We start from the raw sequence: 13,621 nt of genomic DNA, 5'->3' as shown, positions 1-13,621 counted from the left end.
ACCTTCTCTCGATCACTCTCGTGTGCCGCTGCCCGCGGTCTGACCTCCGGGCCCGTCCTCCTCGGACGGGCGCCTGGCGCTACGCCTCGACGACCTCGCCGGGCCGTCGGCCCGAGCCACGCTCGAAGTCGAGCGCCGACTGCAGGATCACGACGGCGGCGACCTGGTCGACCACCGCGCGGTGCTTGCGCCCCGCCCGGCCGGAGGCGTGCAGCGCCTGGTGCGCCGTGACGGTGCTCATCCGCTCGTCGACCAGACGCACCGGGACCGGCGCGACCAGACGGGCGACCTGGACAGCGTACGCACGTGCCGACGCCGACGCGGTGCCCTCGGCGCCCGAAAGGTGCCGAGGGAGCCCGACGTACACAACCTTCACACCGCGCTCGACCACCTGCTCCGCGAGAGCCGCCAGGTCCGTCGGCACCGCGGCCGGGTTCTTGGCCGCGGTGACCACGTCACGCGGGAGCGTCTCGACCGGGGTGGCGATGAGCCCGTCGGGGTCGCTCACCGCGACCCCGACGCGCACGCTGCCGACGTCGACGCACAGGCGTGCGCCGCGCTCGAGCGCCTGGTCGTCGCTCACGCCAGCTGGGCCGCGACGCCGTCGCGCAGACCTGCGAGGGCCGCGGGCACGGCCGTGACGTCCTGGCCACCACCCTGCGCCATGTCGTCCTTGCCGCCGCCACCGCCGCCGAGGACGCCCGAGGCGGCCTTGACGAAGGCTCCGGCCTTGAGGCCACGCTCACGGGCGGTCGCGTTGGTGACGACGACGACGAGCGGACGGTCCTTGCTCACGCCGGCCACGGCCACGACGGTCGGGGCGGACTCGCCCAGACGGCCACGGACGTCGAGCGCGAGGGCGCGCAGGTCGTCGGCCGAGGCCACCTCGCCGGCGTCGTGCGTGACGACGCGGGCGTCGCCGACCATCTCGGCCGAGGCGGCGAGCTGGCCCGCCGCGGCGAGCAGCTGGCCCTGGCGGACCGCGGCGAGCTCCTTCTCGGCCTCCTTGAGGCGCGTGATCAGTCCGCCGATGCGGTCCGGGAGCTCCTCGGTGCGGACGTTGAGCATGCCGGTGAGCTGGCCGACGAGGGCGTGCTCCTTGGCCTGGAAGCCGTAGGCGCCGTCGCCGACGAGCGCGTCGACGCGCCGGACGCCCGAGCCGATCGAGGCCTCGCCGAGCAGGGTGACGAGACCGAGCTGGCCGGAGCGCTTGACGTGCGTGCCGGCGCAGAGCTCGCGCGACCAGTCGCCGCCGATCGAGACCACACGGACGCGGTCGCCGTACTTCTCGCCGAACAGCGCCATGGCACCGAGGGCGCGGGCCTCGTCGATGTTCATGACCTGCTCGGTGACCTCGAGGTCCTCGGCGAGCTGGGTGTTGACGCGCTCCTCGATCTCGGCGAGGGCACCGGTCGGCACCGCCTGGCTCGAGCGGAAGTCGAAGCGGATGCGGCTCGGTGCGTTCTCCGACCCGGCCTGGGTCGCGTCCTTGCCGAGCGACTCCTGGAGCGCCTTGTGGATCATGTGCGTGGCCGAGTGCGCACGGCTGATGGCCTTGCGGCGCGCGGTGTCGATCGTCGCGGTGCCGGACTCCCCCATCGTCACCACGCCGTCGACGACGCGTCCGCGGTGGACGGAGAGGCCCTTGATGGGTGCCTGGACGTCGTCGACCTCGATGGTCCCGCCGCCGTCGAGCACGATGGTGCCCTGGTCGGCGAGCTGGCCACCGGCCTCGGCGTAGAAGGGCGTCCGGTCGAGGATGACCTCGACCGTCGCGGGTGCGGTGGCCACCGGGCCGGGCACTCCGTCGACGATGAGGCCGACGATGGTCGAGCGCGCCGTGGTGTCCGTGTAGCCGAGGAACTCGACCGGGGCGCCGAGCCCCGTCTGCAGCGCCTCGTAGGCGGCCTTGTCGGCGCCGCCAGAGCGCTTGGCGAGGGCGTCGGCCCGTGCGCGGGTGCGCTGCTCCTGCATGAGGGTGCGGAACGCCGTCTCGTCGACGGTGACGCCGTGCTCGGAGGCCATCTCGAGCGTGAGGTCGATCGGGAAGCCGTAGGTGTCGTGGAGCTGGAAGGCCTCGGCACCGCCGAGGACGGCCTTGCCCGGGCCGGACGTGGACAGCGCCGAGCCGACGGCCGTCTCGAGGATGGTGGTCCCGGCCGTGAGGGTGCGGCGGAACGCCTCCTCCTCGGCGAGGGCGATCGACAGGATGCGGTCCGAGCCCTCCCCGAGCTCGGGGTACGAGGCCTTCATGACCTCGATGCTCGCCGGGACGAGGGCGGGCAGGGCCGGCTCCTCGACGCCCAGCAGGCGCATGGCGCGGACCGAGCGGCGGATGAGGCGGCGCAGCACGTAGCCGCGGCCCTCGTTCGAGGGGCGGATGCCGTCGCCGATGAGCATGACGGCGGAGCGGATGTGGTCGGCGACGACACGCATGCGCACGTCGTCGGCCTCGACCGCGCCGTAGGTCTTGCCCGAGAGACGCTGGGCGACCTCGATGACCGGGAACACCTCGTCGATCTCGTACATGTTGTCGACGCCCTGGAGCAGGAACGCGACGCGCTCGAGGCCCATGCCGGTGTCGATGTTGCGCGAGGCGAGCGGTCCGAGGATCGGGAAGTCGTCCTTGGTGCCGCCGTCGGCGCGCTCGAACTGCATGAACACGAGGTTCCAGATCTCGATGTAGCGGTCCTCGTCGACGACGGGGCCGCCCTCGGCGCCGTACTCGGGGCCGCGGTCGATGTAGATCTCCGAGCAGGGCCCGGCCGGGCCTCGGGCGCCGGTCGACCAGAAGTTGTCCCGCATGCCGCGCGACTGGATGCGCTCGTCCGTCAGGCCGGCGACCCGCTTCCAGATCTCACGTGCCTCGTCGTCCTCGTGGAAGACCGTGACCCAGACGAGCTCGGGGTCGAAGCCGAGCTTGCCGTCGTCGACCGAGCCCGTGATGAAGTCCCACGCGTAGGCGATGGCCTCTTCTTTGAAGTAGTCGCCGAACGAGAAGTTGCCGTTCATCTGGAAGAAGGTGCCGTGGCGGGTCGTCTTGCCGACCTCTTCGATGTCCAGGGTGCGCACGCACTTCTGCACGCTCGTCGCGCGCTTCCACGGGGCGGTCTGCTGTCCGGTCATGTACGGGATGAACGGCACCATGCCCGCGATGGTGAACAGCGTCGAGGGGTCCGGCGAGACCAGAGACGCCGAGGGGACCACGGTGTGACCGCGGTCCTCGAAGTAGGTGAGCCAACGCTGGCGAATCTCGGCGGTGCGCATGAAGTCCTCTGGCTGGGCGGGATCGGGGTGGAGCACCGTCGTCGGGCAGACGACGTGCACACAGGGCGCCCGAGCGGACGGGCGCGGTCAATCGTAGTCGCCCCGCACGCCGAACCGTTCAGCCGACCCTCCACCACCCACGCGACACGCGCGCGGGGGTACCGCGTGCGGTACCCCCGCGAGCGTGTCGCGTGCTCGTGGGAGGGAGGAGCGGAGGGCGAAGGCCGGGGCAGGGTGTTTCAGGGTGAGGCGGGGTGGGTCAGAAGGAGTAGCCGAGCTCGTCGTCGTCGGGGTCCTCGAGGTCGCTGTGGCGGCCGTGGGCGCGGGCCGACCCGGGGCGTGCGGCGCCGGGGCGCGACGTCGCGTCGCGGCGGGCACGGAGGTCGTCGACCGACCCCTGGGTGCGGGCCAGGAGCGAGTCGCTCAGCTGCTCCGCACGCTCGTCGCGCGCGGCGCGGAAGTCGTCGAGGAACCTCGACGCGGCCTCGGAGAGCGCCGAGCCCGTGGCCTGCGCGGTGGCCGTCGCCTGGTCGACGAGGGTGGCAGGTGCGTAGCGACGCACGACCTGGCGCCCCTTGACCACCACCACCACGGTGAGGGCGACGCCGGTGCCGAGCCAGAACAGCCGCGACATCAGCTGTCCTTCCCGGCGCCGCGGACGCGCGACACGCCCTGGCCGAAGGCCTTGCGGACGCCGTAGGAGAAGGCCGCGACCTTGACGATCGGCGCCCCGAACGCGGCCGCGTAGAGGCCGGTGAGGGCCGAGACGTTCTGGCTGACCTCGGCGGCCGAGGTCGTGATGGTGTCGACCTTGACCAGCTGGGAGTTGGCGCTCGCGACGGTCTGCGCGGACTCGTCGAGGATCGGCACCGAGTGCTCGGTGAGGTCCTTGATGCTCTCGGTCGTGGTGTCGAAGACCTTCCCGAGCTTGACGAGCGGGACCGCCAGCAGCCCGACGAGCGCGACGAACGCGACGGCCGCGATGAGTCCTGCGATGTCACCGATCACTGAGTACTCCTGCACTGTTCTCCGGGTCGCACGAGACCCGGGGCGAAGACGGGCGGCACCGTGCGCCACCTGCCTGAGGGCTGGTGCGACCATACCCGCCCGCGGGCGCTCGACGCATGCGGGTCGTGGACGGCCCAGGACGCACGACACCCCGCCCGCAGGGTCTGCGGACGGGGTGTGGTGGTGGAGCAGGTGCTCCGGGGTGCAGCGGGTCAGCGCGAGTAGTGCTCGACGACCAGCTGGACCTCGCAGGTCACGGGGACCTCGGCACGCTTCGGGCTGCGCGAGAGCACGAAGGAGAGCTTCTCGAGCGAGACCGTGAGGTACCCGGGGACGGCGGGGAGGACGTCGCGGTGGGCGCCGGCAGCGGCGACCTGGAACGGCGTCATCGACTGGCTCTTCGGCTTGACCTGGACCGTCTGGCCCGGCTTCACCTTGAACGAGGGGCGGTCGACGATCTTGCCGTCGACGAGGATGTGGCGGTGGACCACGGCCTGGCGGGCCTGGAGCGTGGTGCGGGCGAAGCCGGCACGGAGCACCAGGGCGTCGAGACGGACCTCGAGGAGCTCGACGAGCGCCTCACCGGTCAGGCCCGGAGCCTTGCGAGCCTCTTCGAAGGCACGGGCCATCTGCTTCTCGCGGAGGCCGTACTGGGCGCGCAGACGCTGCTTCTCACGGAGACGGACCGCGTAGTCCGACTCGGTGCGGCGGCGGGCACGGCCGTGCTCGCCGGGCGGGTAGGGACGCTTCTCGAAGTGCTTGACGGCCTTCGGGGTGAGCGCGATGCCCAGCGCGCGGCTCAGGCGGACCTGGCGGCGCGAACGGGTCACTGAAGACATAGAGAGTTCTTCCGTTCCTGTCGTGGAGTGTTCGATCACACGCGGCTGCGGTGCAGCAGCGTGCGGGACCAGCCGACGGAGACCCACGATCGTGCACGAGACGTGCTCGAGCGGGTCTCACCGGGCCGAGGTCCCAGGCGGTCACCCGTGAGGGCAACCTGAGAAGTCTAGCAGCAGGTAGAGGTAGGCCGGTCACAGCCGCTGCACGTCACGACCTCACGACCTGAGGCGCGTCCGGCGCCTCAGGACGACTCGCCCCGCAGGATCTTGCGCACGCGCTCCATCCGCTCGCCGACGGACCGCTCGAAGCCACGGTCGCTCGGGCGGTAGTACTGCGTGCCGACGAGGTCGTCGGGGAGGTACTGCTGGGTCGCGACCGCGTGCGGCGCGTCGTGCGCGTACCGGTAGTCCTGACCGTGCCCCAGGGCCTTGGCTCCCGAGTAGTGGGCGTCGCGCAGGTGCGGGGGCACCGTGCCGACCTTCCCGGCCCGGACGTCGGCGAGGGCGGCGTCGATGGCCGTGTAGGCCGCGTTCGACTTCGGGGCCGACGCGATGTGCACGACGGCCTCGGCGAGGATGATCCGCGCCTCGGGCATCCCGATGAGCGCGACGGCGTTCGCCGCGGCCGTCGCCGTCTGGAGCGCGCTCGGGTCCGCCATGCCGACCTCCTCGGCCGCCGCGATGACGACGCGTCGCGCGATGAACCGCGGGTCCTCCCCCGCCGCGATCATCCGCGCGAGGTAGTGCAGCGAGGCGTCGACGTCAGAGCCGCGCATCGACTTGATGAAGGCGCTGATCACGTCGTAGTGCTGGTCGCCGTCCCGGTCGTAGCGCACGGCGGCCACGTCGATCGCGCGCTCCATGGTCGCGAGGTCCACGGTGACGAGGGCGGCGCCGTCGTCAGCATCCTCGTCGGCCGCATCCTCGTCAGCGTCAGTCTCGGCAGCATCAGTCTCGCCGCTCGCGCCGTCCGGCTTCCCGACCAGCTCTTCCTCACGGTGGTCGGAGAGCGCCGCCCCGGCCGCCGCCTCGAGGATGGTGAGCGCCTTGCGCGCGTCGCCGCCGGCGAGCCGCAGCAGGTGGTCCTCGGCGTCGTCGTCGAGGCGCACCGTGGCGGCGAGCCCGCGCTCGTCCTCGACCGCGCGACGCACGAGCGTCCGGACGTCGTCGGTGGTGAGCGGCTGCAGGGTGAGCAGCAGCGACCGCGACAGCAGCGGGGAGTTCACCGAGAAGCTCGGGTTCTCGGTGGTCGCGGCGACGAGCGTCACCCAGCGGTTCTCCACGCTGGGCAGCAGCGCGTCCTGCTGCGACTTGGAGAACCTGTGCACCTCGTCGATGAACAGGACGGTCTCGGAGCCTCCGGTCGCCAGGCGCCGGCGGGCGTCCTCGATGACGGCGCGGACGTCCTTGACGCCCGCCGTCACGGCGGAGAGCTCGACGAACCGACGCCCGGAGCTCGTCGCGATGAGGTAGGCGAGCGTCGTCTTGCCGGTGCCCGGAGGGCCCCAGAGGATGACGGAGCCGGGCGCCGCCCGGCGGGACGAGTCGTCGGCCGGCTCGACGAGCCTGCGCAGCGGTGAGCCCTGCACGAGCAGGTGCTTCTGTCCCGCGACCTCCGCCAGCGACGCCGGACGCATGCGGACGGCGAGCGGGGAGCCTGCCCCGACCCGCGGGACGCCGCTGGTGTCCTGCGTCGTCGAGTCGAACAGATCCATGCGGACAAGCGTAGGTCCTCCCACCCACGCCGCCCGCCGCGGACGCCGCCTGACGGTGCCTCTCGGCTCCCTGCGCGTCCGGCGGTCGCGCTCACGAGACGTCCGGCGACCGCGCGACGTAGCCCCGAGGGCCCGCGGGATGGGATGCTGGCCTGCGTGTTCGAGAACCTAGGCCGTCGCATCAGCGACCACCCCCGTACCGCCATCTCCGTGTGGGCCGCGCTGACGACGCTCGGCGTCGCCCTGGCCCTCTTCGGGGTGCACGGCGAGAGCCTGTTCTCGCGGCTCACCACCGGCGACCCCGCGGTCGCGGGCTCCGAGAGCTACGAGGGTCAGCGGATCCTCGCGACGGTCGACGAGGACGGCGAGGACGTCACGCTCATCGTGGACAACCTCGCCCCGACCACCGACGGCCTCGCCGAGGTGCTCGAGCCCGCCCTCGCGGACGTCGCGGCGGTCGACGGCGTGGAGACGGTCCTCGACCCGGTGTCCTTGCCGGACGGCCCCACGAGCCCCGCGGGAGCCCTGCTGACCGCCGCCGACGGCGACGGGTTCGTCGTCATCGTCTCGGTGAGCGGCGACCTCACGGCCGACCAGGCCTCGGCCACCGTCGCGGAGGTCGTCACGGCCCTCGACGCCACCACCGCGCAGCTCCAGGCCTTCGAGCCGGAGACCACGGGCCTGGTCGGCGCGACATCGTTGGTCATCGATGCGATCACCCACCAGGTCGAGCGCGACCTCACCACCGGCGAGGCGATCGCCCTCCCGGTCGCGCTGCTCATCATGGTGCTCGTCTTCGGTGGGTTCCTCGCCGCCGCGATGCCCATGGCCGGCGCGCTGGCCTCGATCGGCACCGGCCTCGGCGTGCTCCTCGGGCTGTCGTACCTCATGGAGATCGACGCCTCGATCGTCAACGTGGTCACCGTCCTGGGCCTCGGGCTGTCCATCGACTACGGGCTGCTCGTCGTCTCCAGGTTCCGCGAGGAGCTCGTCCGGCTCGACGCGCTCGCGCCGACCGACGCGGACGCCCCTCGGCGACGCAGCCGCAAGGACACCGTCGTCGCCGACGCGCTCGTGCGCACCATGGCCACCGCGGGCCGCACCGTCGCGTTCTCGGCCCTCACGGTCGCGATCTCCATCGCGGGCCTCCTCGTGTTCCGCCCCGACATCCTGCGCGCCATCGGCGCCGGCGGGGTGTCGATCATCCTCGTAGCCGTCGCGACGGCCCTGACCCTGGTCCCCGCGCTGCTGCGGCTCGCCGGCCGTCGTCTGGTCCGCCCCGGCGTCCTCACCAAGGTCCCCGGTGCCGACCGCGTCCTGCGCCACACCGCGGCCGTCGACCGCGACGAGGGCGTCTTCTCCCGGCTCGCCGAGCGCGTCCAGCGCCGACCCGGCTGGGTCGCGGCCGGGTGCGTCGTGGTGCTCCTCGGCCTGGCCTCCCCCGCCCTCGGCCTGCAGATGCGCAACTCCGGGATCGAGATGCTCCCGGCGTCGTCGGACCAGCGCCAGTTCGTCACGCGGCTCGCCGAGCAGTTCCCCTCGACGTCGTCGCCCGAGATCGTCGTCGTGGCCGACGTGGACATCACCGACCAGATGACCGACGGGTCGATCACCGGCCCGCTGGCCGACTGGGGGGTGGACGTCACCGCGATCCCCGGCGTCGACACCGTCTCGGCGCCGGTACCCGAGGGCAGCTACTCCGTCGTCGGCATCACCCTGGACTCGGGCGACGCGGGCGGCCAGGAGGCCCTCGACGTGGTCGCCGAGATCCGCGCCCTCGACCCCGGCTTCGACACCTGGGTCACGGGCCAGGCGGCAGGGCAGGCCGACTTCGTCTCGGCCCTCGCCGACCGGGTCTGGTGGGCGGTCGCGATCGTGGTCCTGGCGACCTTCGTGCTGCTGTTCCTCATGACCGGTTCCGTGGTCATCCCGCTCAAGGCGCTGCTGACCAACGCGATCTCGATCAGCGCCTCGATGGGCATCCTCGTGTGGGTGTTCCAGGACGGGCACCTGTCCGGCCTGCTCGGCTTCACCTCGACCGGGGGCATCGAGACCTTCGTGGTCGCGCTCGTCGTCGCCTTCGCCTTCGGGCTCGCGATGGACTACGAGGTGTTCCTGCTGTCGCGGATCAAGGAGCTGTACGACTCCGGGACAGACCCCGACACGGCGGTCCGGCTCGGGCTGCAGCGCTCGGGCCGCATCATCACCTCGGCCGCGGCGATCATCATCGTGGTCTTCGCCGGGTTCGTGTTCGGCGAGCTGCTCATCATCAAGCAGGTCGGCTTCGCCCTGGCGGTCGCCGTGCTCATCGACGCGACGATCGTCCGCATGCTGCTGGTGCCCGCGACCATGACGCTGCTCGGCCGCTACAACTGGTGGGCGCCGGCGCCGCTGCGCCGCGTGCACGAGCGGCTCGCGATCATCCACTGACCGAGGGCACCCACCCACCGAGGGTCCCGGCTGCCCGCACCGTCCGCAGAGGACGAGCCGCGGGCAGCCTGCCGGAGATCAGGTCGGCGTGGTCACCCGGTCTCGACCTCAGCCGCCCGCACCGACATGAACTGGTGCGCGAGCGTGAAGCCGAGCCGGGTGTAGACCCGGCGTGCGACGTCGTTCGACGCGTAGAGCCCGAGGTGCACCATCGGTGCGCCGACGGCGGGGACCCGCCGCAGGCCGTCCTCGACCGCGGCGGCGAGCACGGCACCGGCCAGCCCCTCGCCCCGGTGCTCCGGGTCGACGCCGAGGGAGACGAGGTGCGACGGCGCACCGGGGAACACGTCGATCGACCCGACGGTCGCGAGCAGACGCGTCCCGTCCCTCACGCCCCACCAGGCCGTGAGCCGTGGGTCGCCCGGGAGCGTCGAGGCGACCGGGTGCGCCCGGTCGAGGCACTCCCTCACGAGCGCGTCGGCCTCGGGGCCGAGCGAGAAGCGCTCGACGGTCCGTGCGGCGCCTGAGAGACGCAGCGGCGCCCCCGTCCACATCCAGTCCCACTCGGACACCCGGTGCGCGCCCACGAGCACCTCACGCACGTCGGCAGGGACCCGCTCCCACGTCCCGCGCTCGAGGGTCAGGGTCCGGGGGCCGAGCGCGGCGAAGGCCGCCGCCGACTGCGTGAGCCGCCGGGCGACGGCCTCCGGGGTCCCGATGCCGACGAGCGACCGACCCAGGTGGTCGTCGAGCACCAGCACGCAGCCCTGGTCGTCCCAGGCGTGCGCGAGGAGCTCGGCGTCAGCGCGCTCCCCCACGAGGTAGGGGTCCGCGCTCCACGGGGTCGGCAGCGAGCCGACGGTCGTCACTCGACAGGAGGCTTGGGCGTGCTGTCGACACCGGCTTCCTTGCGCTGCTGCGCGGTGATCGGAGCCGGGGCCTGGGTGAGCGGGTCGAAGCCGCCGCCCGACTTCGGGAAGGCGATGACGTCGCGGATGGAGTCCGACCCGGTGAGCAGCGTGAGGATGCGGTCCCAGCCGAAGGCGATCCCGCCGTGGGGCGGCGCGCCGAAGGCGAAGGCGTCGAGGAGGAAGCCGAACTTCTCCTGCGCCTCTTCCTCGCCGATGCCCATGATCGCGAAGACGCGCTCCTGGACGTCGCGGCGGTGGATACGGATGGACCCGCCACCGATCTCGTTGCCGTTGCAGACGATGTCGTAGGCGTAGGCGAGAGCCTCGCCCGGGTTCTCCTCGAAGGTGTCGATCCACTCCGGGGTGGGCGAGGTGAAGGCGTGGTGGACCGCGGTCCACGCACCTTCGCCGACCGCGACGTCGTCGTCCTCGCCCGTGGGCTTGAACAGCGGCGCGTCGACGACCCACACGAAGGCCCACTGGTCTTCGTCGATGAGACCGGCCTTCTTGCCGATCTCCAGACGAGCCGCACCGAGGAGGGCACGGGCGTCGGTCGGCTTGCCGGCCGCGAAGAACACGGCGTCACCGGGCTTGGCGCCCGTGGCGGCCGCGAGGCCCTCGCGCTCGGAGTCGGAGAGGTTCTTGGCGACCGGACCGCCGAGCTCGCCGTCCTCGGTGAAGGTGACGTAGGCGAGACCCTTGGCGCCACGCTGCTTGGCCCACTCCTGCCAGGCGTCGAAGCCACGGCGCGGCGTGGAGGCACCGCCGGGGAACACGACGGCCCCGACGTACGGCGCCTGGAACACGCGGAAGGGGGTCTCGCTGAAGTACCCGGTGAGCTCGGTGAGCTCGAGGCCGAAGCGCAGGTCGGGCTTGTCGGAGCCGTAGCGCTCCATGGCGTCCTTGAACGTCATGCGCGGGATGGGCGTCGGGATCGTGACACCGATGAGGTCCCAGAGCGCGACGAGCAGCTGCTCGCCCAGGGCGATGACGTCGTCCTGCTCGACGAAGCTCATCTCGACGTCCAGCTGGGTGAACTCCGGCTGGCGGTCCGCACGGAAGTCCTCGTCGCGGTAGCAGCGGGCGATCTGGTAGTAGCGCTCCATGCCGGCGACCATGAGCAGCTGCTTGAACAGCTGCGGGGACTGCGGCAGTGCGTACCAGGACCCGGGGGCCAGGCGTGCGGGCACCAGGAAGTCGCGGGCACCCTCGGGCGTCGACCGGGTGAGGGTCGGCGTCTCGATCTCGACGAACTCCTGAGCGTCGAGCACGCGGCGGGCCGCGGCGTTCGCCTTGGCGCGCAGGCGCAGCGCCTTGGCGGGCGCCGGGCGACGCAGGTCGAGGTAGCGGTGCTTGAGGCGCGCCTCCTCGCCGATGGTCTCGGTGCCGTCGAGGGCGGTCGAGACCTGGAAGGGCAGCGGCGCCGACTCGTTGAGCACGACGACGTCGGCCGCCACGAGCTCGACCTGGCCGGTCGCGAGGTTCGTGTTCTCGTTGCCGTCGGGGCGCTGGGAGACCTCGCCGGTCACCTGCAGCACGAACTCGGAGCGCAGCGGGTGGGCGACGGACTCGTCACGGATGACCACCTGGGCCACGCCGCTCGCATCACGCAGATCGATGAAGGCGACGCCTCCGTGGTCACGACGACGGTCGACCCACCCGGTGAGGGTGACGGTCTGGCCGATGTGCTCGGCGCGCAACGATCCGGCGGTGTGAGTGCGTAGCACGAAGAAGCCTCTCAGACGGTGGTGGGGCAGAGGACCGCCGGCAGAGCCGTACGGTCGGGGACAAGTCTAGAGGGCCAGACCATCCCCTGGTGATCGGTCGCGGGCAGGCCCGGACCACGGGCAGGTCAGGGCTGGTCGACGGGGAGCACCCGCGGCCACCAGTCGTCGGCGCCGGGCTCCCACGTGGCGGGGTCGGCCTCGACCTGCTCGCCGGAGCGGATGTCCTTGACCTGGTGCGGGACGGGCTCGCCGTCCGCGCCCAGCCCGGCCGGGAACCAGACGAAGGGCACCCCGCGACGGTCGGCGTACCTGATCTGCTTGCCGAACTTCGCGGCGCTCGGCGCGACCTCGACGGGGATCCCGCGGGCACGCAGCGCGACGGCGACGGCCTCGGAGGCCGGACGGGTCTCGTCGGAGGTGACCGCCACGACCACGGCGCTCGGGACCGAGCGGGACGCCTGGACCAGGCCCTTGCCCACCAGGCGCGAGACGAGCCGCGAGATGCCGATCGAGAGCCCGACGCCGGGGTAGGTGTTCGCCCCGTCGGAGGCGAGCGTGTCGTAGCGCCCGCCCGAGCAGATCGACCCGAGCTCTTCGTGGCCGACGAGGACCGTCTCGTAGACCGAGCCCGTGTAGTAGTCGAGCCCACGGGCGATCTTCAGGTCGGCGACCACCACGCCCGGTGCGCGCACCGCAGCCGCCTCGACGAGCGCGCCGAGCTCGGCGAGCCCCTCGTCGAGGAGGTCGGACTCGATCCCGTGGGTCGTGGCGAGCGCGCGCACGCGGTCGACGACGGTGAGGTCCTCGCCCGAGATCGAGGCGAGCTCGAGGCAGGCCTCGGCCTGCTCCTGGGTCGCACCGAGGTCGGCGACGAGCGCGGCCGCGACCTTCTCGGGCCCGATCTTGTCGAGCTTGTCGATGACCTGCAGGACGCCGTCGACTGCCTCGAGGCCCAGCCCGCGGTAGAAGCCCTCGGCCACCTTGCGGTTGTTGACGAGGATCTTCACCGGCGGGACACCCACGGAGCGCAGCGCGCCGAGGGCCTCGGCCATGACGAGCGGGACCTCGACCTCGAAGTGGTAGGGCAGCGAGCCCGCGCCGACGACGTCGATGTCGGCCTGCACGAACTCGCGGAAGCGGCCGTCCTGGGGGCGCTCGCCGCGCCACACCTTCTGGATCTGGTAGCGCTTGAAGGGGAAGGCGAGGTGCCCGGCGTTCTCGAGGACGTACCGCGCGAAGGGCACGGTGAGGTCGAAGTGCAGACCCAGCCCCTGCTTGTCGGCCGCCGACAGGTTGGCCTCGGCCTTCTCGTCCTCGGTCGCCTGCAGACGGTTGAGGACGTAGACCTCCTTCGAGGTCTCCCCCTTGCGCAGCAGCTGGTCGAGCGGCTCGACGGCTCGGGTCTCGATCCCGACGAACCCGTGGAGCTCGAAGGTGCGCCGCACCGAGTCCAGGACGTGCTGCTCGACGATGCGAGCCGCGGGGAGCCATTCGGGGAAACCGGAGAGGGGTGTGGGGCGTGCCATGAGACGACATTCTTCCAGACCCGGCGGTCGACCGGCGCCCTCGCCCAGAGCACGGGCCGGCGCGCTCGTGCCCGGATCGCAGAAATCGTCAGCGCGGAGGCGCAGACTTCCCTAGACTGTGGGGAGCCCGTGGCGCGGGTGCCGTTCGGCGCGCGCACACGGACCGAGTGCACACATCGGCCTGGGGTACCCCAGGCA

The 13,621-nt window shown here is 72.1% G+C and carries 10 protein-coding genes; 1 reads left to right on the top strand and 9 read right to left on the bottom strand.

The window, feature by feature from the left end:
• Positions 1-79 precede the first annotated feature (79 nt).
• From ruvX to SKED_RS08655, 6 genes are all read right to left on the bottom strand, one after another.
• On the bottom strand, positions 80-583 hold the full coding sequence (gene ruvX, locus SKED_RS08680; protein ID WP_012866766.1) for a Holliday junction resolvase RuvX: 504 nt from the start codon (positions 581-583) through the stop codon (positions 80-82).
• Entirely contained in the window at positions 580-3,267 is a 2,688-nt protein-coding gene (gene alaS, locus SKED_RS08675) for an alanine--tRNA ligase (protein WP_012866765.1), read from the bottom strand. Before alaS ends, ruvX begins: the two co-directional genes overlap by 4 nt.
• A gap of 259 nt (positions 3,268-3,526) precedes the next feature.
• On the bottom strand, positions 3,527-3,901 hold the full coding sequence (locus SKED_RS08670) for a hypothetical protein (RefSeq protein WP_012866764.1): 375 nt from the start codon (positions 3,899-3,901) through the stop codon (positions 3,527-3,529).
• The gene (locus SKED_RS08665; protein WP_012866763.1) at positions 3,901-4,275 is read right to left on the bottom strand and encodes a DUF948 domain-containing protein; all 375 of its coding nucleotides are present in this window, start codon (positions 4,273-4,275) and stop codon (positions 3,901-3,903) included. The genes SKED_RS08670 and SKED_RS08665 overlap by 1 nt, the downstream gene beginning before the upstream one ends.
• A 212-nt stretch (positions 4,276-4,487) precedes the next feature.
• The gene (gene rpsD, locus SKED_RS08660; RefSeq protein WP_042437894.1) at positions 4,488-5,114 is read right to left on the bottom strand and encodes a 30S ribosomal protein S4; all 627 of its coding nucleotides are present in this window, start codon (positions 5,112-5,114) and stop codon (positions 4,488-4,490) included.
• A gap of 242 nt (positions 5,115-5,356) precedes the next feature.
• A complete protein-coding gene (locus SKED_RS08655; protein WP_012866761.1) occupies positions 5,357-6,829 on the bottom strand; it encodes a replication-associated recombination protein A in 1,473 nt (490 codons plus the stop codon).
• 144 nt (positions 6,830-6,973) lie between these two features.
• On the opposite strand from SKED_RS08655, the gene SKED_RS08650 reads away from it, so the two are divergent.
• Complete coding sequence (locus SKED_RS08650) at positions 6,974-9,259, top strand: MMPL family transporter (RefSeq protein ID WP_012866760.1); 2,286 nt, start codon at positions 6,974-6,976, stop codon at positions 9,257-9,259.
• Between the two features lie 92 nt (positions 9,260-9,351).
• Here SKED_RS08650 and SKED_RS18965 read toward each other — a convergent pair whose 3' ends face one another.
• From SKED_RS18965 to hisS, 3 genes are all read right to left on the bottom strand, one after another.
• A complete protein-coding gene (locus tag SKED_RS18965; RefSeq protein WP_012866759.1) occupies positions 9,352-10,128 on the bottom strand; it encodes a GNAT family N-acetyltransferase in 777 nt (258 codons plus the stop codon).
• A complete protein-coding gene (gene aspS / locus SKED_RS08640; protein ID WP_012866758.1) occupies positions 10,125-11,897 on the bottom strand; it encodes an aspartate--tRNA ligase in 1,773 nt (590 codons plus the stop codon). The genes SKED_RS18965 and aspS overlap by 4 nt, the downstream gene beginning before the upstream one ends.
• A gap of 125 nt (positions 11,898-12,022) precedes the next feature.
• Positions 12,023-13,423, bottom strand: a complete 1,401-nt coding sequence (hisS, locus tag SKED_RS08635; protein WP_012866757.1) for a histidine--tRNA ligase — start codon at positions 13,421-13,423, stop codon at positions 12,023-12,025.
• Positions 13,424-13,621: the final 198 nt, after the last annotated feature.

Origin of the sequence: Sanguibacter keddieii DSM 10542, assembly GCF_000024925.1 — a bacterium.
GTDB classification, from domain to species: domain Bacteria; phylum Actinomycetota; class Actinomycetes; order Actinomycetales; family Cellulomonadaceae; genus Sanguibacter; species Sanguibacter keddieii.
The sequence above is the reverse complement of the archived record's forward strand: the minus strand, read 5'-3'. Positions and strand labels throughout refer to the sequence as shown.

Excerpts from the sequence above, each read along its gene's own strand:
- alaS (WP_012866765.1), bottom strand. The coding sequence starts at position 3,267 with ATGCGCACCGCCGAGATTCGCCAGCGTTGGCTCACCTACTTCGAGGAC.
- SKED_RS08670 (WP_012866764.1), bottom strand. The coding sequence starts at position 3,901 with ATGTCGCGGCTGTTCTGGCTCGGCACCGGCGTCGCCCTCACCGTGGTG.
- rpsD (WP_042437894.1), bottom strand. The coding sequence starts at position 5,114 with ATGTCTTCAGTGACCCGTTCGCGCCGCCAGGTCCGCCTGAGCCGCGCG.
- SKED_RS08655 (WP_012866761.1), bottom strand. The coding sequence starts at position 6,829 with ATGGATCTGTTCGACTCGACGACGCAGGACACCAGCGGCGTCCCGCGG.
- SKED_RS08650 (WP_012866760.1), top strand. The coding sequence starts at position 6,974 with ATGCTGGCCTGCGTGTTCGAGAACCTAGGCCGTCGCATCAGCGACCAC.
- hisS (WP_012866757.1), bottom strand. The coding sequence starts at position 13,423 with ATGGCACGCCCCACACCCCTCTCCGGTTTCCCCGAATGGCTCCCCGCG.